This is a genomic window from Methylobacterium sp. AC315 (assembly GCF_979253755.1).
The window spans coordinates 184,063-208,487 of sequence record NZ_CEEDEA010000001.1 but is presented as its reverse complement, the minus strand read 5'-3'; the positions used below and the strand labels follow the sequence as shown (position 1 = coordinate 208,487).

At 68.7% G+C, this 24,425-nt stretch carries 23 protein-coding genes; 8 read left to right on the top strand and 15 right to left on the bottom strand.

Features of this window, described 5'->3' with window-relative positions:
- Positions 1-23: 23 nt before the first annotated feature.
- Entirely contained in the window at positions 24-647 is a 624-nt protein-coding gene (gene ruvC, locus AC0IY0_RS00970) for a crossover junction endodeoxyribonuclease RuvC (RefSeq protein WP_147940450.1), read from the bottom strand.
- 152 nt (positions 648-799) lie between these two features.
- Here ruvC and AC0IY0_RS00965 point away from each other — a divergent pair, with 152 nt between their 5' ends.
- Positions 800-1,372, top strand: coding sequence for a peroxidase-related enzyme (locus AC0IY0_RS00965; RefSeq protein ID WP_419830250.1), 573 nt, complete (start codon positions 800-802; stop codon positions 1,370-1,372).
- Between the two features lie 7 nt (positions 1,373-1,379).
- Here AC0IY0_RS00965 and AC0IY0_RS00960 read toward each other — a convergent pair whose 3' ends face one another.
- Positions 1,380-1,700 (bottom strand): YnfA family protein, encoded by a 321-nt coding sequence (locus AC0IY0_RS00960; protein WP_147909293.1) that lies wholly within the window; start codon positions 1,698-1,700, stop codon positions 1,380-1,382.
- Positions 1,701-1,880: 180 nt separating this feature from the next.
- Here AC0IY0_RS00960 and AC0IY0_RS00955 point away from each other — a divergent pair, with 180 nt between their 5' ends.
- The 3 genes from AC0IY0_RS00955 to AC0IY0_RS00945 all read left to right on the top strand — a co-directional run bounded on the left by AC0IY0_RS00955 (position 1,881) and on the right by AC0IY0_RS00945 (position 5,455).
- On the top strand, positions 1,881-3,419 hold the full coding sequence (locus tag AC0IY0_RS00955; protein WP_187193649.1) for a PAS domain-containing protein: 1,539 nt from the start codon (positions 1,881-1,883) through the stop codon (positions 3,417-3,419).
- Between the two features lie 57 nt (positions 3,420-3,476).
- Entirely contained in the window at positions 3,477-4,445 is a 969-nt protein-coding gene (locus AC0IY0_RS00950) for a tyrosine recombinase XerC (protein ID WP_471762840.1), read from the top strand.
- 146 nt (positions 4,446-4,591) lie between these two features.
- Positions 4,592-5,455 carry a response regulator gene (locus tag AC0IY0_RS00945; RefSeq protein WP_246692373.1) on the top strand — a complete coding sequence of 288 codons (864 nt, stop codon included), beginning with the start codon at positions 4,592-4,594 and terminating at the stop codon, positions 5,453-5,455.
- Between the two features lie 25 nt (positions 5,456-5,480).
- Here AC0IY0_RS00945 and lpdA read toward each other — a convergent pair whose 3' ends face one another.
- From lpdA to gloB, 11 genes are all read right to left on the bottom strand, one after another.
- Complete coding sequence (gene lpdA, locus AC0IY0_RS00940; protein ID WP_471762839.1) at positions 5,481-6,881, bottom strand: dihydrolipoyl dehydrogenase; 1,401 nt, start codon at positions 6,879-6,881, stop codon at positions 5,481-5,483.
- 66 nt (positions 6,882-6,947) lie between these two features.
- Complete coding sequence (locus tag AC0IY0_RS00935; RefSeq protein WP_471762838.1) at positions 6,948-7,697, bottom strand: SDR family oxidoreductase; 750 nt, start codon at positions 7,695-7,697, stop codon at positions 6,948-6,950.
- Positions 7,698-7,705: 8 nt separating this feature from the next.
- Positions 7,706-8,020: a DUF2442 domain-containing protein gene (locus tag AC0IY0_RS00930; RefSeq protein ID WP_147909298.1), complete on the bottom strand. Its 315-nt coding sequence runs from the start codon at positions 8,018-8,020 to the stop codon at positions 7,706-7,708.
- On the bottom strand, positions 8,017-8,238 hold the full coding sequence (locus tag AC0IY0_RS00925; protein WP_281408881.1) for a DUF4160 domain-containing protein: 222 nt from the start codon (positions 8,236-8,238) through the stop codon (positions 8,017-8,019). Before AC0IY0_RS00925 ends, AC0IY0_RS00930 begins: the two co-directional genes overlap by 4 nt.
- 86 nt (positions 8,239-8,324) lie before the next feature.
- Entirely contained in the window at positions 8,325-9,665 is a 1,341-nt protein-coding gene (odhB, locus tag AC0IY0_RS00920; protein WP_471762837.1) for a 2-oxoglutarate dehydrogenase complex dihydrolipoyllysine-residue succinyltransferase, read from the bottom strand.
- A gap of 97 nt (positions 9,666-9,762) precedes the next feature.
- Entirely contained in the window at positions 9,763-12,753 is a 2,991-nt protein-coding gene (locus tag AC0IY0_RS00915) for a 2-oxoglutarate dehydrogenase E1 component (protein ID WP_419830254.1), read from the bottom strand.
- A 159-nt stretch (positions 12,754-12,912) separates the two neighbouring features.
- Positions 12,913-13,797 (bottom strand): succinate--CoA ligase subunit alpha, encoded by an 885-nt coding sequence (gene sucD, locus AC0IY0_RS00910; RefSeq protein WP_147907336.1) that lies wholly within the window; start codon positions 13,795-13,797, stop codon positions 12,913-12,915.
- A 2-nt stretch (positions 13,798-13,799) separates the two neighbouring features.
- A complete protein-coding gene (sucC, locus tag AC0IY0_RS00905; protein WP_147907335.1) occupies positions 13,800-14,996 on the bottom strand; it encodes an ADP-forming succinate--CoA ligase subunit beta in 1,197 nt (398 codons plus the stop codon).
- Between the two features lie 117 nt (positions 14,997-15,113).
- Entirely contained in the window at positions 15,114-16,076 is a 963-nt protein-coding gene (gene mdh, locus AC0IY0_RS00900) for a malate dehydrogenase (protein ID WP_471762836.1), read from the bottom strand.
- A 426-nt stretch (positions 16,077-16,502) separates the two neighbouring features.
- Entirely contained in the window at positions 16,503-17,120 is a 618-nt protein-coding gene (locus AC0IY0_RS00895; RefSeq protein ID WP_238261510.1) for a TetR family transcriptional regulator, read from the bottom strand.
- 308 nt (positions 17,121-17,428) lie between these two features.
- Positions 17,429-18,205, bottom strand: a complete 777-nt coding sequence (gene gloB / locus AC0IY0_RS00890) for a hydroxyacylglutathione hydrolase (protein WP_471762834.1) — start codon at positions 18,203-18,205, stop codon at positions 17,429-17,431.
- Between the two features lie 180 nt (positions 18,206-18,385).
- Here gloB and AC0IY0_RS00885 point away from each other — a divergent pair, with 180 nt between their 5' ends.
- Both AC0IY0_RS00885 and AC0IY0_RS00880 read left to right on the top strand, forming a co-directional pair.
- Positions 18,386-19,120 carry a methyltransferase domain-containing protein gene (locus AC0IY0_RS00885; protein ID WP_147907332.1) on the top strand — a complete coding sequence of 245 codons (735 nt, stop codon included), beginning with the start codon at positions 18,386-18,388 and terminating at the stop codon, positions 19,118-19,120.
- Positions 19,121-19,170: 50 nt separating this feature from the next.
- The gene (locus AC0IY0_RS00880) at positions 19,171-19,887 is read left to right on the top strand and encodes a MarC family protein (RefSeq protein WP_419830255.1); all 717 of its coding nucleotides are present in this window, start codon (positions 19,171-19,173) and stop codon (positions 19,885-19,887) included.
- Between the two features lie 8 nt (positions 19,888-19,895).
- Here the strand turns inward: AC0IY0_RS00880 and AC0IY0_RS00875 are convergent, their stop codons facing one another.
- Positions 19,896-20,948: a hypothetical protein gene (locus tag AC0IY0_RS00875; RefSeq protein ID WP_147907330.1), complete on the bottom strand. Its 1,053-nt coding sequence runs from the start codon at positions 20,946-20,948 to the stop codon at positions 19,896-19,898.
- 989 nt (positions 20,949-21,937) lie between these two features.
- Between AC0IY0_RS00875 and AC0IY0_RS00870 the strand changes: the two genes are divergently transcribed.
- A complete protein-coding gene (locus AC0IY0_RS00870; RefSeq protein WP_147907329.1) occupies positions 21,938-22,774 on the top strand; it encodes a nucleotide-binding protein in 837 nt (278 codons plus the stop codon).
- The gene (locus AC0IY0_RS00865; protein ID WP_147938192.1) at positions 22,771-23,208 is read left to right on the top strand and encodes a hypothetical protein; all 438 of its coding nucleotides are present in this window, start codon (positions 22,771-22,773) and stop codon (positions 23,206-23,208) included. The genes AC0IY0_RS00870 and AC0IY0_RS00865 overlap by 4 nt, the downstream gene beginning before the upstream one ends.
- A 159-nt stretch (positions 23,209-23,367) precedes the next feature.
- Here AC0IY0_RS00865 and AC0IY0_RS00860 read toward each other — a convergent pair whose 3' ends face one another.
- Positions 23,368-24,411, bottom strand: a complete 1,044-nt coding sequence (locus AC0IY0_RS00860; RefSeq protein ID WP_471762833.1) for a cytochrome-c peroxidase — start codon at positions 24,409-24,411, stop codon at positions 23,368-23,370.
- Between the last annotated feature and the right edge of the window lie 14 nt (positions 24,412-24,425).

Genomic DNA, 24,425 nt, shown 5'->3' with positions numbered 1-24,425 from the left:
AGCTTTCTGAAGATCCTGCCCGATCAGACCTGCTTCGCCAGGGCCGCCTCGATGCGCGCGGCGGCCGCGGCCGAGAATCCCTTTCCGGCCAGCCCTTGCCCAGCGGCCGCCTGTCCGGTGAGGTTGCGCCGCTTGCCCTCCGGCAGGTGCGTCTTGCGCAGGGCGTGCGCGTCGCGGTGGCTGGCATGAGTGATCGCGATGGCCAGCGCGTCGGCGGCGTCGGCGACACGGAATTCGGCCTTCGGGAGCAGGAAGCGGACCATCGCCTGGATCTGCACCTTCTCGGCGTGGCCGGAGCCCGCCACGGTCTTCTTGATCAGGTTGGCGGCGTACTCGAACACCGGGAGGCCGGCGAGCGCCGGCACCACCAGCGCCATGGCCCGGGCATGGCCCAGCTTGAGTGTCGCCTGGGCGTCCTTGTTGACGAAGGTCTCCTCCACGGCGACCTCGTCGGGTGTCTGCGCCGCCACGATGCGCCCGATCCCTTCGAACAGCTCGCGCAGGCGCAGCGCAAGCGGCAGGTCGCCGTCCGAGGTGACGACCCCGCAATCGCCGTAGCTCAGCTTGCTGCCCTGCGCGGTGATCAGGCCCCAGCCGGTGCGGCGGAGCCCCGGGTCGATCCCCAGGATGCGGACGATGCTGCTCATGACGCTCCAGGGCTTTTTGTCTCGTCCATCGTCGTGTTCCGAAAGGCGGCCGCATCCTATCGGCCGTCCGCCCTCGACGATCGGCCCGAGCGTGCCGTACGTATCGTGAACGCCCGGTTTCACCAAGGGACCGGGATTCAGGGAGCCCGACCATGAGCGCGTCAGCACCGATCAGCCGCTTTCCGGTGCCGAAGCTGTCCGAGATGCCCGAGGATCTGCGCGCCCGCATCGCCCTGGTGCAGGAGAAGGCGGGCTTCGTGCCCAACATCTTCCTGGCGTTGGCGCACCGCCCGGACGAGTTCCGCGCCTTCATGGCCTATCACGACGCGCTGATGGACAAGCCCGGCGGCCTGACCAAGGCCGAGCGCGAGATGATCGTGGTCGCCACCAGCGCGGCCAACAACTGCCTCTACTGCGTGATCGCCCACGGGGCGATCCTGCGGGTCCGCGCCAAGAACCCGCTGCTCGCCGACCAGGTCGCGGTCGCCTACGCCAAGGCCGACATCACCCCGCGCCAGCGCGCGATGCTGGCCTTCGCGCTCAAGGTGGCCCAGGCGGCCCACACGGTCGAGGCCGAGGACCATGACGTGCTGGCGGGCCACGGCTTCAGCCCCGACGACATCTGGGACGTCGCCGCGATCACCGCATTGTTCGCCCTGTCGAACCGGCTGGCCAGCGTGACGGATCTGCGGCCCAACGACGAGTTCTACACGATGGGGCGATGAGGCGCCCTCACCCCCGCCGCCCGAGCAAAATGATTGCCGTGCCGGCGAGGCAGACGGCGCTGCCGGCGAGGTCCCAGCGGTCCGGCCGCTGCCCTTCCGCGAGCCACAACCACAGCACCGAGGCGGCCACGTAGACTCCGCCATAAGCCGCGAAGGCGCGCCCCGCCGCCGGGCTGTCCACCAGGGTCAGCAGGCCGGCGAACGCCACCAGGGAGGCGGTCCCCGGCAGCGCCCACCAGGCCGAGCGGCCGAGCCGAAGCCAGGCCCAGAAGGCGAAGCATCCAGCGATTTCCGCGAGGGCGGCGCCGGCATAGACGAGGAGCGTCATCGCACGAGCCTTGGCATGGGTATCGACCAGGGGCGAGGTGAGATGGACAAGCGGGCGACGCCGCATCCTCGGAAAACCTTACCCCGAAGTGCAAGATGCTCACGCGCGCAAGATCGGCTAAGACCTGTCCCGATCGCTTCCGCGTGCTTCCCGGGCCCCGCCCGATCCACCACCCCGGCCATGTCAGACCCGATCGAGACCGCCCGCCTCCAGGTCCTCCACAGCTACGGTATCCTCGATACGCCGCGCGAGCCGGCCTTCGACGACATCGTCACGCTGGCGACGCAGATCTGCGCGGTGCCGGTGGGCCTCGTCAGCCTCGTCGCGGCCGACCGGCAATGGTTCAAGGCTCAATGCGGCTTCCCATCCTGCGAGACGCCCTTGAGCCAGTCGGTCTGCGCCCATGCGCTGACCGCCGAGGACGGGCTGCTGGTGATCCCCGACCTGACGGCCGATCCGCGCACCCGCGAGAACACGCTGGTGACGGAAACGCCGTTCATCCGGTTCTATGCCGGGGCTGTGCTGCGGACCGATGACGGCGTCTCGCTCGGAACCCTGTGCGTGATCGACACGAAACCTCGGCCGGACGGGCTGAAGCCGGATCAGGCCTTCGCACTGCGGGCCCTGGCGCGGCAGGTGATGGCGCAGCTCGAACTGCGCCGCGCGGTCCGGGAGCGGGAGGCGGCGCTGGCGGCCGAGCGCCTGGTCCGCGACGCCCTGGCGGTCTCCGAGGAGCGTTACCGCCTCTCGTCGCGGGCGACCACGGACCTGATCTGGGACTGGAACCCGCAGACGGGCCGGATCCACTGGGATGACGGGTTGTCGGCGCTGTACGGATTTCAGCCGGGCGAGATCGAACCCAGCAACGACTGGTGGTACGCGCACATCCATCCCGAGGATCGCGACCGCGTTCGCCGCAGCGTCCAGGCGGCCATCGACGGCGCACCCCTGCGCTGGAGCGAGGGATACCGTTTCCGGCGGGCCGACGGGAGCTATGCCACCGTCCTCAACCGGGCGATCATCGTCCGGGGCTCGGAGGGCAGGGCCACCCGAATGACCGGCGTGATGCTGGATGCGACCCAGCAGGCCGAGGCCGACGCCCACCGCGAGATGCTCAGCCAGGAACTCAGCCATCGGCTGAAGAACACCCTGGCGATGGTCCAGGCAATTGCCTCGCAGACCCTGCGCGACGCCCCCGACGTCGCGTCGGCCCGCGACGCCCTGCTGCAGCGCCTGCTGGCGCTCGGCAAGGCGCACGATATCCTGCTCGCCGGCAATGCCGAGCGGGCCGGCATGGAGGCGGTGATCCGCGGCGCGCTGGCGCTCCACGACAACGCCCGCGCCGGCCGGCTGCGGATCGAGGGGCCGCCCCTCGACATCGGGCCGAAGGCGGCCCTCGCCCTGGCGCTGATGATCCACGAGCTGGCGACCAACGCGGCGAAGTTCGGGGCCCTCTCGGCGGCAGCCGGCGCTGTCGGCGTCACCTGGCAGATCGAGACCCGGGACGACAATCCGCACCTTCGGCTCAGCTGGGCCGAGTCCGGTGGGCCTCCGGTGACCGCGCCGTCGCGCAAGGGGTTCGGAACCCGCCTGATCGAGCGCGCCTTCGCGGGCACGGTCGCCGGGGACGTCGCCTTGGAGTACCGGGAGACCGGTCTGCTCTGCGTCCTCACCGCGCCGCTGGCGGGTTTCCAGGGCAAGGATGGAATTCTGAACTGAGGCGCGGCCCTGCGCGGCGTTAAGTCCCCGACAATAAAATACCGGTCGAGTGAGGCGATGAGCGCGCGCGACACGGCAGACGACCTGATCCTGATTCCCGGCGACGCGCGCCTGCGCGAGGTGGTCCATGCCTGGGCCAACGGGCTGGCGCGGGAGCGGCGGATGTCGCCTAACACCGTCGAGGCCTACAGCCGGGACCTGCGCCAGTTCCTGGTCCACCTGGCCTCGCGCTTCGGCACCCCGACCATTCCGATGCTGGTGGCCCTGAAGGTCCGCGACATCCGCGCCTTCATGGCCGCCCGCCGGGCCGACGAGGTATCCGGACGCTCGCTGATGCGGATGCTGGCGGGCTTGCGCTCGTTCGGGCGCTTCCTGGAGCGCGAGGGCTACGGCAGCGTCTCGGCGCTCGGCGGCGTGCGTGCGCCCAAGGTCCCGCGCCGGCTGCCCCGGCCGATGCCCGTCGCCGCCGCGGTGGCGCTCACCGACACGGCCATCCGGGCCGGCGAGGAGCGCGCGCCGTGGGTGCTGGCCCGGGACGCCGCCGTCCTCGCCTTGCTCTACGGCGCCGGCCTGCGCATCTCCGAGGCCCTCGGCCTCACCCGGCGCGACGCCCCGCTCCCAGGCAGCGATCAGGTCACGGTGCTCGGCAAGGGCGGCAAGCAGCGCATGGTGCCGATCCTGCCAGTGGTGGCGCGGGCGGTGGCCGACTACGTCGCCGCCTGCCCGCTGCCGCTGCCGCCGGAGGGGCCGCTCTTCGTGGGGGCCCGCGGCGGGCCGCTCTCGCCGCGCATCATCCAGTACACGGTGGCCCGCGCCCGGGGGGCGCTCGGCCTGCCCGAAAGTGCGACGCCCCATGCCCTGCGCCACTCCTTCGCGACGCATCTGCTCGCCCGCCAGGGCGAGTTGCGGGCGATCCAGGAACTGCTCGGCCACGCCTCCCTGTCGACCACGCAGCTCTATACCCAGGTCGACGCCGCCCGGCTGATGAGCGCCTACACGGCGGCGCATCCGCGGGCGGGCCGGTGATCTAGACTGTCGGTGATAGTGCAAGTTGCTATTCTTATGGGTTGTCCGTTCGAATAATCCGTAGACTGAGCTTATTAGGCTGCTTTTTAAGGGCTTCGTCATCACCTGCATCCATGATCCGGATTGGGGGATGCGAGTGTCGGGGCATGGCCATGGAGCTTGATCAGGCGGGGTCGCCGGCGCGTGTCGCAATCGCGGATTGCGATGCGGGACGCCGCGCCGCCCTGCGGGCAATCGTCGAACGCTTCGACTCCCGCGCCGTGATCGACGAGGCCACGTCGGGTCAGGCGCTGTGCGACATCCTTCTGAAGAAACGCCCGAGCCTCGCCTTCGTGGGGCTCCAGCTCGCCGACCTGAGCGGGCCCGAGGCGGTCGCGGTCGCACGCCGGGCCGGTGCCGAGCCGCCCTGCCTGGTCCTGGTCGCCAACCGGGTGCTGCCGCACTGGCAGGAGATCGCCCAGAGCCTCGGCGCCTACGAGGTGCTGAAGACGCCGCTCGACCCGGGCCATATCGAGCCATTGCTGCATGCCGATGCCCGCCGCCGCACCCCGACCCGGGCGCTGCTGGCCTGCTCGTCCCCCGCCGGGCGGACCGCGATCAGCCGGGTGGTGGCCCGCAGCGGCTTCGCAATCGAACTCGAAGAGACCAATTGCGGCCACCATGCCCTGAGCCAGCTCAAGCTCCGTGCCTACGATTTCGCGTTCCTCGACGTGAAGCTCGGTGGCATCGAAGGGATGGAACTCGCCTGTCAGATCCAGCCCCTCGGGCTGCCGACACGGATCACCCTGCTGACCACGTCGGAGCTGGAGCCGATCGCACAGGCCGGGCGCTACTTCGGGGTCGATGCGGTGCTGCGGATGCCGTTCTACGCCCGCGACATCGACCTGGCGCTGCACAACGCCCTGGGCTTGCGCCGGCCGTATCTCCTGAACGCCCTGACGGCGCCGCCGGCCCCAAGCGCGCTCCTGCGGATCGCGGACCTCCCGAACGCCCGGCGCAAGATCGCCTGATCCCGCGCCGGATCGGCTGGACCTGTCAGACGTGGATGGCGCGCTTGGACACGGCCAGGGCTGCCTCCTTGACCGCCTCGGTCAGCGTGGGATGCGCGTGGCAGGTGCGGGCGATATCCTCGGACGAGGCGCCGAACTCCATCGCCACCGCGACCTCAGCGATCAGGTTGCCGGCATCCGCGCCCACGATGTGCACGCCGAGAACCCGGTCGGTCTGCGCGTCGGCCAGCACCTTGACGAACCCGTCCGTGGTGCCGTTCGCCTTGGCGCGGCCGTTGGCCGTGAACGGGAATTTGCCGGCATTGTAGGCGATGCCGTCCTTGGTCAGCTCCTCCTCGGTCTTGCCGACGGAGGCCACCTCCGGGAACGTGTAGACCACGTTCGGGATAACGCCGTAATTGACGTGGCCTGACTGGCCGGCCAGCATCTCGGCGATGGCGACGCCCTCGTCCTCCGCCTTGTGGGCCAGCATCGGCCCCGCGATCACGTCGCCGATCGCGTAGATGCCCGTGACGTTGGTAGCGTAGTGGGAATCCGTGAGGATCCGGCCCTTGTCGTCGCGCTGCACGCCCACGGTGTCCAGCCCGAGACCCTCGGTGTAGGGCACCCGGCCGATCGCCACGAGGACCACGTCCGCCTGCACGGTCTCGGTCGCGCCGCCCGCTGCCGGCTCCACGCTGACGCTGGCGCCCTTCTTGCCGACCTCGACGCCGGTCACCTTGGTCGACAGCTTGAACTGGATGCCCTGCTTGGTCAGGATCCGCTGGAACTGCTTGCCAACCTCGCCGTCCATACCGGGCAGCACCCGGTCGAGGTATTCCACCACGGTGACTTCGGCGCCGAGCCGGCGCCAGACCGAGCCCAGTTCCAGGCCGATCACCCCGGCGCCGATGACCAGGAGCTTCTTCGGCACCCGGTCGAGCTCCAAGGCGCCCGTGGAGGAGACCACGACCGTCTCGTCGATGGTCACGCCCGGAAGGCGCGTCACGTCGGATCCGGTGGCGATGACGATGCTCTTGGTTTCGAGCATCTGGTTGCCGCCATCCTCGGACACGACCTCGACCCGGCCGGCGCCCGCGATCCTGCCGGTGCCATGGAAGGTGTCGACCTTGTTCTTCTTGAGCAGGAACTCGACGCCCTTGGTATTGCCGGCGACGCCCTCAGCCTTGAAGCTCATCATCTTCTTGAGATCGAGCTTCACGCCGCTCACCTCGATGCCGAGATCGGCGAAATGCTTGGTCGCCTCCTCGAACGCCTCGGAGGCGTGCAGCAGTGCCTTCGACGGGATGCAGCCGACATTGAGGCAGGTACCGCCGTGGGTCGCCCGCTTCTCGACCACGGCGGTCCGCAGGCCGAGCTGCGCCGCGCGGATCGCGCAGACGTAGCCGCCTGGGCCGGTGCCGATGACGACGAGATCGTAGGACATGAGAATTCGCTTCCGGTCGGTCATGCCGCCTGGGGCGGTCGAAGAGAAAGGGTTATCGAGGGCGGCTTAGCGGCCGCCGGCGACGTCGAGGATGGCGCCCGTGGTGTAGGCGGCCTCCTCCGAGAGCAGCCATGCGATCGGCGCGGCGACCTCCTCGGCGGTGCCGGCGCGGCCCATCGGGACGCCGGGCCCGAGGCGCTCGACCCGGTCGGGCTCGCCGCCGCTCGCATGAATCTCGGTGGCGATGATGCCGGGCGCCACCGCGTTGACGCGGATGCCCTCCCCAGCCACCTCGCGGGCGAGCCCGGTGGTCAGCGAGTCAATGGCGCCCTTCGAGGCGGCGTAGTCGACGAACTGGCCGGGGCCACCGAGCCGGGCCGCGACGGAGGACAGGTTGACGATGGCGCCCCCTGCCCCGCCACGCCTGGTCGACATGCGCCGCACGGCCTCGCGGGCACACAGGAAGCTCCCGACCACGTTGGTGGTCATCATGCGCTGGAGCCGGGCCGCGCTCATGTCGGCCACGTCGGATTTCATATCGACCACGCCCGCGTTGTTCACGAGCGCCGCGAGCCGGCCGAGCCCGTCCGCGGCCTGGAACAGCGCCAGCACGTCGGCCTCGACGCCGACATCGCTGCGCACGGCCAGCGCCTTGCCGCCCTTGGCGGTGATCGCATCCACCACCGCCTGTGCCGCGGCCGTGTCCGACACGTAACTCAGGCATATCGCGTAGCCGCGCTCGACGAGCAGCAGCGATACCGCCCGACCGATGCCGCGGCTGCCGCCCGTGACGATGGCGACGTTGGGTCTGTTCATGGGCTCACTCATGCGGCTGCCGCGTGGGCCGACTCGTAGCGGCTCGCGAGAACCTCGACGATCTGGGTCTCGATCCGGATCCGTGCGGCGTCGGGGCAGAAACCGATCTCGCGCCCGACAGCGTCGAGTTTCCAGCCGAAGGTCCGTCCGTGATCGCCGACAGCGACGGTCCGGGAAAAGGCTTCGTCCTCGAGCGGCGCGAAGATGGCGCCCGTCGTAATGGAGTCCGAAAAGTCCAGAATGCCCGCGATGCCGTCAACGAACGTGACGCGGAGAGCCGGATAATGAAGAGGCTCCACGGAGGCGATCCGATGCGACGTCATTCGATCATTCCCCCGTTGTAGCGACCGGCCCGGATCTCTCGCCAGACATAGGAAACCTGTTCGCGGTTGGCATCCAGCCACGCCCGGATGTCCTTGTCCTTCGCACGCGGCAAAGCCCCGCTGAGGACTTCGCCCGTGATGATCGAATGCTTCGCCTCCTGGCCGGACAAGAATGCGTGCAGATGTGGCGGCAGATGATCGTTGAGACAGATCGTGATCCGAACGCCCTCGACGATGGCGATCGTCGACCGCGATCAGCGAGACTTTCCAATCGAGGCCACGATCATTCCCCCGCCAAACCGGATCACAGGTCCAGCACGAGCCGGGCCGGATCCTCCAGCGCCTCCTTGACCCGCACCAGGAAGGTCACGGCCTCCTTACCGTCCACGATCCGGTGATCGTATGACAGTGCGAGGTACATCATCGGCCGCGCCTCGATCTTGCCGGCACGGACCACCGGGCGCTCCTCGATGCGGTGCATGCCGAGGATGCCCGATTGCGGGGCATTGAGGATCGGGGTCGACATCAGCGAGCCGTAGATGCCGCCGTTGGTGATCGTGAAGGTGCCGCCCTGCATGTCCTCGATGGACAGCTTGCCGTCGCGGGCCTTCTTGCCGAAGCCGGCGATCGTCTTCTCGACGCCGGCGATCGACAGGTCGTCGGCGTTGCGCACCACCGGCACGACCAGGCCCTTATCGGTACCGACCGCGATGCCGATGTGGTAATAGTTCTTGTAGACGAGGTCCTGCCCGTCGATCTCGGCATTGACCGCGGGCACGTCCTTGAGTGCGCCGATCACCGCCTTGGTGAAGAAGCCCATGAAGCCGAGCTTGGTGCCGTGCTTCTTCTCGAAGATGTCCTTGTATTGGCTGCGGAGCGCCATCACGGCCGACATGTCGACGTCGTTGAACGTCGTCAGCATCGCAGCGGTGTCCTGCGCGTCCTTGAGGCGGCGCGCGATGGTCTGGCGCAGCTTCGTCATGCGCACGCGCTCCTCGCGCGCGGCATCGTCCGGCGCCGAGGGCGCGCGCGGCGGGGTCGGGCGGGCCTCCCTGGCGGGGGCGACCGGGGCCGGGCTCGGGCCCTTGGAGATTGCGCCGAGCATGTCGCCCTTGGTCACGCGGCCGTCCTTGCCGGAGCCGTTGATGCCGGAGGGATCGACGCCGCTCTCGCGGGCGAGCTTGGCCACCGCCGGGCCGTTGTCGCCGGTCGGGCGCTGGGAGGCCGGGGCTCCGGCGTCGCCGTGGTTGCCGTAGCCGGCGGACGATTCCCGGGCGGGCGCCTCGGACTTCGCGGGGGCGGCCGGCTTCGGCGCCTCGCTGCGGCTCTCGGACTTGGTCTCGGCGGCCTCCTTCGGGGCCTCCTTGGCGGCGGCCTTCTTGCCGCCGCCGGAGCCCGCAGCGGCACCGGCCTCAACGATCGAGCCGAGCAGCGCGCCGGGCTCCACCGTCTCACCGTCCTTGACCAGGATCTCGCCGAGCTGGCCGGCCGCCGGAGCGTTGACCTCCAGGGTGACCTTGTCGGTCTCGAGCTCGACGATCGGCTCATCGACCGCGACCGTGTCGCCGGGCTTCTTGAACCAGCGGCCGATGGTGGCCTCGGTCACGGATTCGCCGAGCGTCGGGACGAGGATGTCGGTAGCCATGGTCTTTCGCACTTCCGGATCGGTTGGGCCGTGCCGGACGGCCTGGAATTGTTGAGGGCGGCGGCGCCCGGGCGGATGACCGCCGGGCTCCATAAAATCAGACCGCCAGCGCCTCGTTGAGGAACGCCTGGAGCTGGGCCTGGTGCTTGGACATCTGGCCCACGGCCGTGGACGCGGAGGCCGGACGGCCGACGTAGCGGGCGCGCTTCACCGCGGAGCCGGCCTGGCCGAGCACCCATTCGAGGTAGGGCTCGACGAAGGACCAGGCGCCCATGTTCTTGGGCTCCTCCTGGCACCAGACCACGTCCGCGTTGCGGAACCGGCCCATCTCGTTGGCGAGTGCCTTGAGCGGGAACGGGTAGAGCTGCTCGACGCGCATCAGGTAGACGTCGTTCAGGCCGCGCTTCTCGCGCTCCTCCAGCAGGTCGTAATAGACCTTGCCGGAGCACAGGACGACGCGGCGGATCTTGTCGTCGCGCACCAGCTTGTTGGGCGCGCCCTCCTCCTCGGCATCGTCCCACAGGACGCGGTGGAAGGTGGAACCCTCGGCCAGCGCGTCGAGCGTCGAGACCGCCCGCTTGTGGCGCAGCAGCGACTTCGGCGTCATCAGCACCAGCGGCTTCCGGAAGTCCCGCTTCAGCTGCCGGCGCAGGATGTGGAAGTAGTTGGCCGGGGTGGTGACGTTGGCCACCTGCATGTTGTCCTCGGCGCAGGCCTGGAGGTAGCGCTCCAGGCGGGCGGAGGAATGCTCGGGGCCCTGGCCCTCGTAGCCGTGCGGCAGCAGCAGCACGAGGCCGGACATGCGCAGCCACTTGCGCTCGCCGCTCGCGATGAACTGGTCCATCACCACCTGGGCGCCGTTGGCGAAGTCGCCGAACTGCGCCTCCCACAGGACCAGGGCGTTCGGCTCGGCCAGCGAGTAGCCGTACTCGAAGCCGAGCACCGCCTCCTCGGAGAGCATCGAGTTGATGATCTCGATCGAGGCCTGGCCGTCGCGGATGGCGTTGAGCGGCGTGAAGCGCTGCTCGTTCTCCTGGTCGATCACAACGGCGTGGCGCTGCGAGAAGGTGCCGCGCTCGACGTCCTGGCCGGAGAGCCGGACCCGGTTGCCGTCGAGCAGGGTCGCCCCGAAGGCCAGGGCCTCGGCGGTCGCCCAGTCGATGCCGGCGCCGGTCTCCACCGCCTTGGCGCGGTTGTCCATGAACCGCTGGATGGTCCGGTGCAGGTGGAAGCCGGGGGGCGCCTGGGTGATCTTGCGGCCGATCTCCTGCAGGGTCTCGGCCGGCACCGCGGTGCGGCCGCGGCGCGGGTCGTCGACGTCCTCGTGCACGGCCTTGAAGCCGGACCAGCGGCCGTCGAGCCAGTCGGCCTTGTTGGCCTTGTAGTTGGTGGCGACGTCGAGCTCGCTGTCGAGCATCTGGCGGAACTCGGCCTTGCGGGCGTCCAGCGCCGGCTGGTCGAGGGTTCCGTTGTCCACGAGCCGGCGGCCGTAGGTCTCCAGCACCGAGGGATGCTTGCGGATCCGCTGGTACATCTTCGGCTGCGTGAAGGCCGGCTCGTCGCCCTCGTTGTGGCCGAAGCGGCGGTAGCACAGCATGTCGATCACGACCGGCTTGCCGAACTTCTGCCGGTACTCGACCGCCACCTTGGCCGCGAAGGTCACGGCCTCCGGGTCGTCGCCGTTGCAGTGGAAGATCGGCGCCTCGACCATCTTCGCCACGTCCGACGGATAAGGCGAGGAGCGGGAGAACCGCGGGTCGGTGGTGAAGCCGATCTGGTTGTTGATGATGAAGTGCACCGAGCCGCCGGTGCGGTGGCCCTTAAGCCCCGACAGGCCGAAGCATTCCGCGACCACGCCCTGCCCGGCGAAGGCGGCATCGCCGTGGATCAGCAGCGGCAGCACGCTGGCGCGCTGGATATGCGGCTTGGCCCATTGGTCCTGCTTGGCCCGCACCTTACCGAGCACCACCGGATCGACGATCTCGAGGTGGGACGGGTTGGCGGTGAGCGACAGGTGGACGTTGTTGCCGTCGAAGGCGCGGTCGGACGAGGCGCCCAGGTGGTACTTCACGTCGCCCGAGCCCTCGACCTCGGCCGGCGACGCGGAGCCGCCCTTGAACTCGTGGAACACCGCCCGGAACGGCTTCGCCATCACGTTGGTGAGCACGTTGAGCCGGCCCCGGTGCGCCATGCCGAGCACGATCTCGCGCACGCCGAGCGCGCCACCGCGCTTGATGATCTGCTCCAGCGCCGGAATCATCGACTCGCTGCCATCGAGGCCGAAGCGCTTGGTCCCGGTGTACTTCAGGTCCAGGAACTTCTCGAAGCCCTCGGCCTCGATCAGCTTGTTGAGGATCGCCCGACGGCCTTCAGGCGTGAAGGAAATCTCCTTGTCCTTGCCCTCGATGCGCTCCTGGATCCACGCCTTCTCGGCGGGATCGGAGATGTGCATGAACTCGACGCCGAGCGTCTGGCAATAGGTCCGCTCAAGGATGTCGACGATCTCGCGGATCGTCCCGAACTGGAGGCCGAGCACGTTGTCGAGGAAGATCGGGCGATCCCAGTCGGCGTCTTCGGTGAAGCCGTAATGCTGCGGGTGCAGCTCCTCGTGGTCGCCGCGCGGGGCGAGGCCGAGCGGATCGAGCTTGGCATGCAGGTGGCCGCGCATCCGGTAGGAGCGGATCAGCATGATCGCCCGCACCGAATCCTTGGCCGCCTGCTCGACGGACACGCCCGTGGTGGCGGCGACGCTGTCGACCGGCTTGCCGGGCTTGGGCTCCTTGGCGTCCCGAGCGACGATCTTGTCGCCGATCGCCTTCTCGAGCGCGCCCCAATTGCCGTCGAGCGCCGAAACCAGTTCGCCATTCGCCGGCACCGGCCAGTTCGGCTTCTCCCAGGACGCGCCCGCGGCGTTCTTCTCGACGAGGGTCTCGTCCTCGCCCAGGCCCTTGAAGAAGGCCTGCCATTCCGGATCCACCGAGGCCGGGTTGCGGGCGTAGGCCGCCTGCAATTCCTCGATGTATGCGGCGTTGGCGCCGTAGAGGAACGAGGTTTCGAGAAGCGCTTCGTTCACGTCCTGGCGTGCCATGGTCCGTTCATCCTGTCGCGCGGGCAGGCCAGCTGCCCTGTCGGCGACCCGCTCGCAGTGCGGATCGCCCTGAAATTGACCCGGGGCCAAAAACGCGCCCCGACGAGGTCGATATGGGTGTCGCGGCCCTGCGCCGGCCGCAACGCAGGCGCGCTGGCCTCAGCCCTTGAGGACGTCGACGAGCGTCGAGCCGAGCCGGGCCGGCGACGGCGAGACACGGATGCCGGCCGCCTCCATGGCGGCGATCTTGTCCTCGGCGCCGCCCTTGCCGCCCGAGATGATCGCGCCGGCATGGCCCATGCGGCGGCCCGGAGGCGCCGTGCGTCCGGCGATGAAGCCGACCATCGGCTTCTTGCGCCCGCGCTTGGCTTCGTCCCGCAGGAACTGCGCAGCCTCCTCCTCGGCCGAGCCGCCGATCTCGCCGATCATCACGATCGACTCGGTCTTCGGGTCCGCCAGGAACAGCTCCAGTACGTCGATGAATTCGGTGCCCTTCACCGGGTCGCCGCCGATACCCACGGCCGTGGTCTGGCCGAGGCCGGCGTTGGTGGTCTGGAACACGGCCTCGTAGGTCAGCGTGCCAGAGCGCGAGACGATGCCGACCGAGCCCTGGCGGAAGATGTTGGCCGGCATGATGCCGATCTTCGACTGGCCGGCTGTGACGATGCCGGGGCAGTTCGGGCCGACGAGGCGCGACTTCGACCCGGTCAGCGCCCGCTTCACCCGCACCATGTCGAGCACCGGGATGCCCTCCGTGATGCACACGATCAGCGGGATCTCGGCGGCGATCGCCTCGCAGATCGCGTCGGCGGCGCCGGGCGGCGGCACGTAGACCACCGAGGCGTCGGCGCCGGTGGCCTCGCGGGCTTCGGCGACCGTGTCGAACACGGGCAGGCCCAGATGGCTCGCGCCGCCCTTTCCGGGGCTGGTGCCGCCGACCATCTTGGTCCCGTACGCGATGGCCTGCTCGGAGTGGAAGGTCCCGTTCTTGCCGGTGAAACCCTGGCAGATGACCTTGGTGTTCGCGTCGATCATCACCGACATGATCAGGCTCCCTTCACGGCGGCGACGATCTTCTGGGCGGCGTCGTCGAGGTCGTCCGCCGGGATCACGTTGAGGCCGGAGCCCCGGATGATGTCCTTGCCCTCTTCGACGTTGGTGCCTTCCAGGCGCACCACCAGGGGCACCTGCAGGCCCACCGCCTTGACGGCGGCGATGACGCCGCGGGCGATGACGTCGCACTTCATGATCCCGCCGAAGATGTTGACGAGGATGCCCTTCACCTGCGGGTCGGCGGTGATGATCTTGAACGCCGCGGTCACCTTCTCCTCGGAGGCGCCGCCGCCGACGTCAAGGAAGTTGGCCGGGCTCTCGCCGTAGAGCTTGATGATGTCGAGGGTGGCCATGGCCAGACCGGCGCCGTTGACCATGCAGCCGATCGTGCCGTCCAGCGCGATGTAGGCGAGGTCGTATTTCGACGCCTCGATCTCCTTGGCGTCCTCCTCGGTCTCGTCCCGCAGCGCGACGATGTCGGCATGCTTGTAGAGCGCGTTCGAGTCGAACGAGATCTTGGCGTCGAGGCACTTGAGGTGGCCGTCGGCGGTGAGCACCAGCGGGTTGATCTCCAGCATGCTCATGTCCTTGGACACGAACGCCGCGTAGAGCTTCTCGGTGAGCGAGGCGGCTTCCTTGGCCTGAGCGCCGGAAAGGCCCAGCGCCTTGGCGACCGCGCGGCCGTGATGGGGCATCACGCCCGTGGCGGGATCGACCGGGATCGTGTGGATCTTCTCGGGCGTGTCGTGGGCGACCGCCTCGATGTCCATGCCGCCCTCGGTGGAGACCACGAAGGCCACGCCGCCGGTGGCGCGGTCGACCAGCATCGAGAGGTAGAACTCCTCGGCGATCTGGGCGCCCTCCTCGATATAGAGGCGGTTGACCTGCTTGCCGGCCGGCCCGGTCTGGATCGTCACCAGGGTCTGGCCGAGCATCTCGCCGGCGTAAAGCTTCACCTCGTCGATCGACTTGGTGACGCGCACGCCGCCCTTCGCACCCTCCGGGGCGCCTTTGAACGTGCCCTTGCCGCGGCCGCCCGCGTGAATCTGGCTCTTCACGACCCAGACCGGGCCGCCGAGCTCCTTGGCGGCGGCCTCGGCCTCCGACGGATCGAAGATCGGAACGCCGCGGGAGACCGGCAGGCCGAACTCCTTCAAGACGGCCTTGGCCTGGTATTCATGGATGTTCATCGGGACCTCATACGGAGGAGCGAGTAGGGGGTAGCGAATAGCGAGTAGCTTCTAGAGTGCGATAGGACCTCGGCTGGGTCACCAATCGCCAAACCCTATTCACTATTCGCCCCGTGATCAGGCGAGATTGCCGTCGACGCTCTTGCAGGCTTCGATCAGGCCGGTCACCGAGGCGACGGACTTCTCGAACATCGCCTTCTCGGCCGGGTCGAACGTGACTTCGAGGACGCGCTCCACGCCGCCAGCGCCGATGACGATCGGCACGCCGATGAACATGCCGGTCACGCCGTACTGGCCGTCCAGATAGGCGGCACAGGGCAGGACCCGCTTCTTGTCGCGCAGGTAGCTCTCGGCCATGGCGATGGCGGAGGAGGCCGGCGCGTAGAAGGCCGAGCCGGTCTTGAGCAGGTTGACGATCTCGCCGCCGCCCTTGCGGGTGCGGTCGACCATGGCGTCGAGCTTCTCCTGGGTGGTCCAGCCGAGCTTGACCAGATCCGTGAGCGGCACGCCCGCGACCGTCGAGTAGCGGGTGAGCGGCACCATGTCGTCGCCGTGGCCGCCCAGCACGAAGGCGGTGACGTCCTCGACCGAGACCTTGAATTCCTCGGCCAGGAAGTGGCGGAAGCGGGCCGAGTCGAGCACGCCGGCCATGCCGACGATCTTGTTGGTGGGGAGCCCCGAGAACTTCTGCAGGGCCCAGACCATCGCGTCGAGCGGGTTGGTGATGCAGATCACGAAGGCGTCCGGGGCGTAGGCCTTGATGCCCTCGCCCACCGCCTGCATGACCTTGAGGTTGATGCCGATCAGGTCGTCGCGGCTCATCCCGGGCTTGCGCGGCACGCCGGCGGTGACGATCACCACGTCGGCGCCCTTGATGGCTGCATAGTCGCTCGCGCCCGCGTAGGTCGCGTCGAAACCCTCGACCGGGGCGGCCTCGGCGATGTCGAGCGCCTTGCCCTGCGGCACGCCGTCGACGATGTCGAACAGCACCACGTCGCCGAGATCCTTCAGGCCAGCCAGGAGGGCCAGGGTGCCGCCGATTTGGCCGGCACCGATGAGCGCGATCTTGTTGCGAGCCATGTCGGATCAACCTCCGCTGCGTGTCATCTTCGGTGGGATCGGCGAGGCGCCGGGACCGTCCACTGGTCGGTGCCGGCGCGGGATTCGCCGCTCTGGAATCTGCGCGGTTGTGTGGCCGAAAAGCCTCGTCGCTTCAACCCGATGGACCGTTGCAGACTTGGCCGGGCTGGCCCGGGCCTGACGTGGAGGGCGCAAGCCCGGGCGACGAAACGCCAATGCGACGAGGCTTTTAGGTGCACTGCACCCGGCCCCGCCGGTGCGGCAAAGCTCAGATAACAGATCCGAGATCCTGTCATTTCAGGAAATTCAGGGCCGTCGAACTCGCTGAGCCATAATGCACCATCATGGCCAAAAACGCGAAAGGCCCGGACGCGATGTCCGGGCCTTTCGAAGCGTTGTCGACCAACACTGGAGTGTGGTCCGTCCTCAGAGGATCCCAGACCGGAGGACCCGCTGGATCGCGTGGATGACCGCCCCGAATCGCGCCTCGATCAGGTCCCGCGGTACGTCGGCATCGTGCTGAATCGCCAGCGGATGCGTGAAGCGGTAGCTCGCATCGAAGATGTAGGCGATCGCCCGCTCCCGGTCCCGGGCCGAAAAGATGCCCGAGGTGATTCCCTCTTCGACCACCCGCTCGACGAGGCTCCGCAAACGGACCCGGTGCCGCCGGGCGATCGGCCGGGCCGACACCGTGGCGTCGAGATGGACCGCAAACAGGTTCGGCTCGTCGAACAGCGCGTCGCGCTGCACCGTGGCCAGGGCGGTGAGCAGCCGCTCGATCTTGTCGTCGGCCGGGTCGGGTGCGTCGGCGATGCCGGCGAGTCGGGCTTCGACCTCGCGCAGCCAGCGCCCTGCCACCGCGTCGAGGAGCGCGTCCTTCGACGGGAAGTAGCGGTAGACGTTGGCGTGCGTCATGCCGGCTTCCGCCGCCACGGCCACCACCGTCACGCGCTTGGGCCCAAGGCGGGAGAGGTGTTCGGTGGCGATGCCGAGCAGCCGCACATCGGCCGCGACCGGCGCGCGGGGACGCGACGGGGTTGCCACCTCGCCGGTGTCGCGAAGCGCGTCACTGGCGGTCGTGTCGCTTGCAGGAATCTTGGTCTTTGCGCTGAGCGCCTCGTCCTTAGCCCCGTCGGATTCTGGCTTAAGGAACGGAAGCGGAAGGCGGGAGGTGGACAGGTGGTAGGGCGAGACGGACCCCCATCAGACCGGCGAAAGCGTCCCGGCGCTTCGCGTTGACGTTACGGCTTCCCCCCGGGAGCCCGTTGACTTAGCGGATTGGTACCGCTTGCACAGGGTATGGGTCAGTTCGGCTTGAGAACGCAACAAAATTTTCTTGGTTATCACCGCCTCTAGAAGCGGTCCTTCCACGCACGCAGTGCCACAAACACCGCTTCCGGATCTGTGCCGGCTCCGAGTTCAACTGATCTAGCCAGGGCAGGCAGGCTGCTGCGCAGGAACGGATTGGTCGCGCGCTCCGCGCCCATGGTCGAGGGAATCAGGAAGCGTCCTTCGGCCTTCGCACGGTCTGCCTCCACTTTGCGCGCCATCAGGTCGCGATTCTCCGGGTCCGCCGCCAGTGCGAATCGGGCATTCGACAAGACGTAATCGTGGCCGCTGAAGACGCGGGTCTCGTCGGGCAGTTGCTCGAACCGGCGCAGGGAGCGCCACAAGGTCTCGGGCGGGCTCTCCATCACTCGGCCGCAGCCGAGGGTGAACAGCGTGTCGCCGGAGCAGACGACGCCGGCCTCGGCGAACCAGTAGGTGACGTGGTCGGCGCAATGGCCGGGGGTCTCCCAGACCTGGGCCTTCAGCCCGCCGACCTGCACCGTGTCGCCCTCGCGGACCGTGATGTCCACATCCGGCACCGCGCCGCCCGCCTTGGCGGGGGCCACCACCCGGGCTCCGGTCGCCCGCTTCACCGCCGGGATGCCCTCGATGTGATCGCCGTGCCGGTGGGTGACGAGGATGTCGGTCAGGCGCCAGCCGGTCTCGTCGAGGGCCTTCAGGACCGGGCCGGCCTCCGGCACGTCGATCGCCGCGCAGGCGCCGGTGGCCGGATCTCGGATCAGGACCCCGATATTGTCGCTGCGGCACAGGAAGGTTCGGATCTCGGTCTCGGCAGCCATCGGATTCCCTCTCCCGGGGCTGCGACACTGCACCGGCGCGTCGCAGCGCGAAACGTCAGCCGTGAACCGGCGGCGATCGAGCGGGTTCCTTCGCCGGGGGGGATCGATGGCGCTTGCGGCGCGCATCGCGTCTCACCATTGAGGTTGATCATTGTCCCGGGCTCGGTGTCCTGTTCGTCCATGCGTCTCGACGTCAACGGCCTGCGCGCCTTCTATGCCAGCCCCCTGGGGGCCGAGACGCACCGCGTCGTCGCCCGCGCCCTTCACGGGTTCCTGGGTTCGGTCTCGGGCCTGCGGGTCCTCGGACTGGGCTACGCGACACCGTATCTCGGGCCGATCCACTGCATCGCCGAGCGCACTCTGGCGTTCATGCCGGCGACGCAAGGGGTGGTGAACTGGCCCGGCACCGGCCGGTCCTGCACGGCTTTGGCCGACCCGACCATGATGCCGCTGCCCGAGGCCGCCATCGACCGGGTCGTCCTGGTCCACGCGCTCGAATCGGTGGAGAGCCCGACGGAACTGCTGCAGGAGGTCTGGCGCACCCTCACCCCGGGCGGCCGGATGATCCTGGTGGTGCCGAACCGGCGCGGCGTCTGGGCCCGGCGCGAGGCGACGCCGTTCGGCCACGGCCAGCCCTACAGCCGCTCGCAGCTCGGCCGGTTGATGCGGGACACGCTGTTCTCGCCCGAGGGCTGGGCCGAGACCCTGTACATGCCGCCGGTGCGCTCGCGGCTGATGCTGCGCACCGGTCCCGCCTGGGAGCGGCTTGGCTCAGGCTTGGCCCTGCCCTTCGCCGGCCTGCACGTGGTCCACGCGACCAAGCAGCTCTACCGACCGATCGCGGTCCAGCAGGTGCGCCGCGCCCGCCGCCTCGCCCCCGCGCGGGTGCTGGTGCCCGCGCCGTCGCCGGGCTGAAGAGCGATAGGCTGGTCGTCGGAGGCCTGTTGGGCTAGGCGGCGGCCCTGATGAGCATCGATTTCACAATCCAGCAGTTCCTGCTCGCCTTCTCGGGCCTGATCGCGATCGTGAACCCGATCGGCGGGGCCTTCATCTTCGCGCAGGTGACCACCGCCTACAGCCATGCCGAGCGGGTGCTGCTGTCGCGCAAGATCGGCGTCTACGCCGCCCTGGTGATGCTCGGCGCCCTCTGGGCCGGCACACCGATCCTCAACTTCTTCGGAGTGACCCTGGCGGCCCTGCGGATCGCGGGCGGACTGGTGGTGATGTCCTCGGCCTGGACCCAGCTCAACCGCCCCGAGGCGCGCGAGGCCCGCAAGCAGGCCGAAGCGTCCGGCTCGAAGGACCGCGGGGCGACGACCCTGATCGAGGCGAGCCGCGACCCGGCGCCGGCGCCGTTGGCCGAGATCGCGTTCTTCCCGCTGACCCTGCCGTTCACCACCGGGCCCGGCACCATCGCGGTGGCGATCAGCTTGGGCGCGAACCGGCCCGCCGCCTACGCGGACCGGTTCGGCTTCTATCTCGGCGTCACCTTGGCGGCTCTCGTCGTGGCGCTCGCGGTGGCGCTGATCTACGCCTCGGCCGACCGGGTGGTGGCGTTGATCGGCCCGGCCCGGGCGCGGGTGACCGGCCGCCTGTTCGCGTTCCTGCTGCTCTGCGTCGGGACCCAGATCCTGATCACCGGCCTGACCGACGTGTTCGCGCCGCTCCTCGCAGCGCGCTGATCCGCGCCTCAGATCACCGGCAGGGTGTCGAGCCCGCCGAACAGGGCCGCGTGGCCCGCGTAGTAGAGGAAGAGGAAGAGCGCCAGGGCGGCCCCGTACCAGGCCGGCGCCAGCACCACGTGGCGGGCCCGGACCGCGATCCGGACATCGTCGGCGGCGATTGCCATCAGCACCACGATGATCCCGGAATGCCCGATCGCATCGACCTTGCCGAACTCGAACACCGCCGAGACGAAGATCGCGGCCAAAATGATCGCCGATGCGCGCCGCACCAGCGGGGTCCAGAGCAGCGCGAAGGCCAGGGTGAACTCGATGACGCCGGCTGCCTGCATGAACAGTTCCGGGGTGGCGCCGAGCGTCATCTGCGGCTTGGCAGCGATTAGCGGCGCAGTCCATTCCGGATAGGCCCACTTCTCGATCGACGCCCACATCAGCGTGATGGCGGCGGTCCAGCGCACGATGTCGAGCGGGCGCACGCCGAAGGGCGAGAGGTCCAGGCCGCGGCAGATCAGGTAGACGGCCACGCCCAGGAAGATCGGGTAGTCGGCCAAGTGGAAGACGCCGTATTGCGCCGTGGCGAAGCTGAACAGGAAGACGATGCCCAGGCCGGTGAGCGGCATGGTTCGGCGCCAGATCAGGCCGGCGGCCAGCGCGAGCTGGAACCACGGGATCCAGGCGACGTCGGTCTTGAGTTCGGGGGTGAGGATGATGCCACCGAGTTCCCAGAGCGAGACGAAGAAGAAACCCAGCGTGGCGCGGACCAGCAGCTCGGTGTCGGTCCGGACCCGGGAGGTCACACGATCCAGCGCGTTGAGCAGGGCGCCGCCCAGCGGCGTGCCCTCGGCCAGGCACCCGAACATCAGGCACACCAGAGCCAGGACGGTGAGTCCCTCGAAGTTGGCGCACAGCACCTGCTCGAGGCCCTGGGGCTGCCCGGCGACGTCGTAGGCGCAGAACCATTTGACGTGGGCCTGGGCCTCGCCGGTGGCCGCGAGGCTCGCGGCTCCGGCGGCGGTGAGAGCGTATCCGGCTGACGTGCGCTTTGTCTTGATTGGTAGCATCGGAGCCTCACCGGTGCATGTCGACACCGTGGTTACCGCTCTATTTAGATAGGTTAATAGGCTTCTCGCCAATGGTTTATTAACGAATATGAGTGGAAGGTTAACGCTGTGGATTTCAAGCGTTGCCGAGCCGCGCGCCGGTCCCGCGATGGCCTGATCCCGGATCCGGAAACGGCAAGCCATCCGCTGTCCTGAGCCTCACCGGCAACCGCAATCGTGTTTCGAGACGGGATCTGAGGACGCGCCGCCAGCGGTGGCGTCCCAATACGCCTCGATGACCAAGATGTATCATCTGAGCATTTGGCGGTATTTAGCCTTAGATCCCGCGTATATTGATGTGCGCTAGATGTATATATTTGAATATATATGTATTTAAAATCGGAGATGATGGAATTTTATCGAAGAAAGAGACATTTTTTGCGAACGGAGTCTGAGAAATTGCGATCATACGTACGGATAAGCTGTCAACAGTTCGGATTATAGGCTTGCCTCTGTCGCCGCGCTGGGCGAACTCTCGCTCCTGCGCGACGCTGGCCAGACGACGAACTGACGCGGTCCCGCCGCGGCACCGGGCCGGCAACGGAGTGCGAGGCGTGACGAGGGCAAACATTTCGGGTCCCGACCTGTACGGCGCTATGCCACGGCGGGGCCACATCCGGTTCCGCAATCCCGCGTCCACTGCGCCACTGTGCGGGGATCGCCGGCCATCGGGCGGTGGGCGAGCGATCGGCCGATGCCTGGGCGGGCGTCCGGCTTGAGCGTGCCCGGCCCAAGCGCCCAAAATCGCGGCCCCGCTCTCCCGCCGTCGCGAGGCCCGTTCACCGCGTCCCGGTCGGCGATCGACCGTGCGCAGACAGGCGGCCCGGCTGCCCGCCGGACGAGCCCGGATCGACGATACCGACCCTGAAACCCCTGCAGGACCGTCCCGGCCCGGCGCAGCAGCGCCCGCGCGGACGCCGACCTGCGCCCTTCAACCCGAGGAGACTTTCATGACCGACGTCACGCAGCTCAAGGTTCCGGCCTGGTACACCCCGTCCGAGCTTCAGGACATCCAGCAGGATCTGCTCGGCCCAGGCAACACCAAGGTCCTGATCCTGTGCCTGGGCGGCAAGGGCGGCGTCGGCAAGACGACCATCGCGTTGCAGATCGCGGATCTCTGTGCCGAGGTCGGGCCGGTCCTTGCGGTCGACACCGACCCGGCCAACCGGCACTTCCACACGGCGCTGATGCGTGAGACCGACCCGGGCAGCCAGAGCTTCATGCCGCGCCGTCCGGGCGTGTCCTGCTTCCGGCAGCGCCTGCGGGCCGAGGATTCCACCGGCCGCGTCGATCCGACCCTGGTCCAGGACCTGATCGAGCGCGTGTCGGACGCCGCCGAGCGCTTCGTCGTGGTCGACTTCCCAGCGGGCGACACCGAGACGACCCGGCGCAGCACCGAGATCATCGTCGAGAGTTGCCGCGAGGAGAAGATCCGCCTCTGCGTGGTCGTGGCCGCCGGTGCCGTCGATCCCACCGCCCTCGACGTGCTCCGGGAACTCCGTCCGCTGCTGCTCGAATGCGACCGGGCGATCCTCGCCAAGAACACCGCCCAGGCGACCAACTTCGATTATCTGGAAGCCTCCGACGTGGTGCGGCAGCTGCGGGCGCAACCGAACTTCCGCGCCACCGAGATCGAGCGGATCGGCGAGCGCCTGATCGAGGCGCTGCGGATCCAGCACACGACTTGGCTGGAACTGGCGACGACCGCGCCGATGCGCCTGCGCGTCGAGGGCCGGCGCCTGCGGCGCAACTTCCACACGGCCTGGCGCGAGGCCTTCCGTCCGTGAACAACCTCGAGCGGTTCTACCGGACGGTCCACGGCCGGGAGCTGCTGCCCTGGGAGCGGCAGCTCGCCGTGCGCGTCGCGGCCGCCCTCAACACCACCACAGACGACGATTTCGTCGTCCACCTGCTGCTGCTCTACAACGCCACCCACGTCATCAGCGAGATGCACAACGAGTTGGTCGCCGCGCGGGACGCCTTGTTCCAGGGCAACCGGGACCTCGCCTTGGACCTGTCGGTCGAAGTACGGCGCAACACCCGCACGGTCTACGTCCTGCTCGGCGTGCTGGCGGCGAGCCTGCTGGGCAGCGTGTGGATCATCGTCAGCCTCGCGAACCTCTCCCATCGCTACGCGGTCATCGAGGCTCGCGTCGGCGTCGCGCCGGAAGCGACCGAGCGGCGCGCGATCGGAGCGCCGCAGCCGGGGCTGGCGCGCTGACGGTCGCCGTCGCGAGCCTATCGGGGCTCGGTGTCGGGCGGCAGACAACGCGATGCGTGTCCGCGGCTTGGGTGTTGCCGTCGTGCCAAACCAACCCGCTCGTCGTTCCGGGCTCGCCTGCGGCGCCCTGGAATGACGCGGTGATCTGCGCTGCCGCCGTCACGGTGCCGGGGCCGCGGTGGTGAATGATGCCGTCGTCAGGTCGGGGGCCGCCTCGGTCGAGAGCGTCTTGAGGAACGCCAGCAGGTCCGCGCGTTCCGTCGCGCTGAGATGGAGCGGCTTGATCGCCCGGGAGCGGCTCGGGCGCTCGATCCCACCGCGGTCGTAGAGATCGATCACCGCCTCCAGGGTCGCCAACGAGCCGTCGTGCATGTAGGGGGCCCGGCGGCCGATCTCCCGCAGGGTCGGGGTCTTGAAGGCATAGCGCAGGGCGACCGATGTGGGCTTGAAGCGGCCCCGGCCGATATCGTTGCCGGTGCCGACTCCGATGTCGTGGAACGAGTTGTCGGTGAACGACCAGCCGGAATGGCAGCCGGCACAATCGGCCCGGCCGTTGAACAGGTCGAAGCCGCGCTTAGCCGGCTCGCCAATGGCGGCCTCGTCGCCGGCGATCCAGCGGTCGAACGGGCTCGTCCCGGTCACGATCAGGCGCTCGAACGTCGCCAGCGCCGCCTCCAGCCGGTCCCGGGTGATGGCGGGATCGTTGAATGCGGTGGCGAAGGCGACCGCGTAGCTCGAGTCGGCGGACAGCCGGGCGAGCGCATCGGCCATCGGCAGGTTCATGTTGGACGGCGAGATCATTGGCATCGCCGCGACGGATTCGAGGGTCTTGAACTTTCCGTCCCAGCCCATCGGGCCGTCCTGCCAGGCGATGTTGATCAGCGTCGGCGTGCGCAGGTCCATGTCGCCCTGCATCCGCGTCGCGGCGCGGGCGCGCCCGTCACCCCAGCCGAGATCGGGGAGATGACAGGTGGCGCAGGCCCGGGTGCCATCGCCGGACAGGATCGGATCGAAGAACAGGCGCCGGCCCAGGTCGGCCTTGGCGGCCGAGTAGGGGTTCTCGTCCGGGAACGGGATCTCGGCAGGCGGCCGATAGGTCTCGCGCCAGCCGGCCCGGCGCGGATCAGCACCGCCGCCGAGTCCAGCCGTCACACCCACCAAACCGAGAAGCCCCGCGATCGCGGCGCCGACCTTCCAAGCCATCACCGACCTCACTG

Excerpts from the sequence above, each read along its gene's own strand:
- AC0IY0_RS00885 (WP_147907332.1), top strand. The coding sequence starts at position 18,386 with ATGCGTCTCGACGTCAACGGCCTGCGCGCCTTCTATGCCAGCCCCCTG.
- AC0IY0_RS00950 (WP_471762840.1), top strand. The coding sequence starts at position 3,477 with ATGAGCGCGCGCGACACGGCAGACGACCTGATCCTGATTCCCGGCGAC.
- AC0IY0_RS00945 (WP_246692373.1), top strand. The coding sequence starts at position 4,592 with ATGGCCATGGAGCTTGATCAGGCGGGGTCGCCGGCGCGTGTCGCAATC.
- AC0IY0_RS00935 (WP_471762838.1), bottom strand. The coding sequence starts at position 7,697 with ATGAACAGACCCAACGTCGCCATCGTCACGGGCGGCAGCCGCGGCATC.
- ruvC (WP_147940450.1), bottom strand. The coding sequence starts at position 647 with ATGAGCAGCATCGTCCGCATCCTGGGGATCGACCCGGGGCTCCGCCGC.
- mdh (WP_471762836.1), bottom strand. The coding sequence starts at position 16,076 with ATGGCTCGCAACAAGATCGCGCTCATCGGTGCCGGCCAAATCGGCGGC.
- AC0IY0_RS00875 (WP_147907330.1), bottom strand. The coding sequence starts at position 20,948 with ATGCTACCAATCAAGACAAAGCGCACGTCAGCCGGATACGCTCTCACC.
- AC0IY0_RS00960 (WP_147909293.1), bottom strand. The coding sequence starts at position 1,700 with ATGACGCTCCTCGTCTATGCCGGCGCCGCCCTCGCGGAAATCGCTGGA.
- sucD (WP_147907336.1), bottom strand. The coding sequence starts at position 13,797 with ATGTCGGTGATGATCGACGCGAACACCAAGGTCATCTGCCAGGGTTTC.
- gloB (WP_471762834.1), bottom strand. The coding sequence starts at position 18,205 with ATGGCTGCCGAGACCGAGATCCGAACCTTCCTGTGCCGCAGCGACAAT.
- AC0IY0_RS00860 (WP_471762833.1), bottom strand. The coding sequence starts at position 24,411 with ATGGCTTGGAAGGTCGGCGCCGCGATCGCGGGGCTTCTCGGTTTGGTG.
- AC0IY0_RS00915 (WP_419830254.1), bottom strand. The coding sequence starts at position 12,753 with ATGGCACGCCAGGACGTGAACGAAGCGCTTCTCGAAACCTCGTTCCTC.
- lpdA (WP_471762839.1), bottom strand. The coding sequence starts at position 6,881 with ATGTCCTACGATCTCGTCGTCATCGGCACCGGCCCAGGCGGCTACGTC.
- AC0IY0_RS00870 (WP_147907329.1), top strand. The coding sequence starts at position 21,938 with ATGACCGACGTCACGCAGCTCAAGGTTCCGGCCTGGTACACCCCGTCC.
- odhB (WP_471762837.1), bottom strand. The coding sequence starts at position 9,665 with ATGGCTACCGACATCCTCGTCCCGACGCTCGGCGAATCCGTGACCGAG.
- AC0IY0_RS00880 (WP_419830255.1), top strand. The coding sequence starts at position 19,171 with ATGAGCATCGATTTCACAATCCAGCAGTTCCTGCTCGCCTTCTCGGGC.
- AC0IY0_RS00965 (WP_419830250.1), top strand. The coding sequence starts at position 800 with ATGAGCGCGTCAGCACCGATCAGCCGCTTTCCGGTGCCGAAGCTGTCC.
- AC0IY0_RS00955 (WP_187193649.1), top strand. The coding sequence starts at position 1,881 with ATGTCAGACCCGATCGAGACCGCCCGCCTCCAGGTCCTCCACAGCTAC.
- sucC (WP_147907335.1), bottom strand. The coding sequence starts at position 14,996 with ATGAACATCCATGAATACCAGGCCAAGGCCGTCTTGAAGGAGTTCGGC.
- AC0IY0_RS00930 (WP_147909298.1), bottom strand. The coding sequence starts at position 8,020 with ATGACGTCGCATCGGATCGCCTCCGTGGAGCCTCTTCATTATCCGGCT.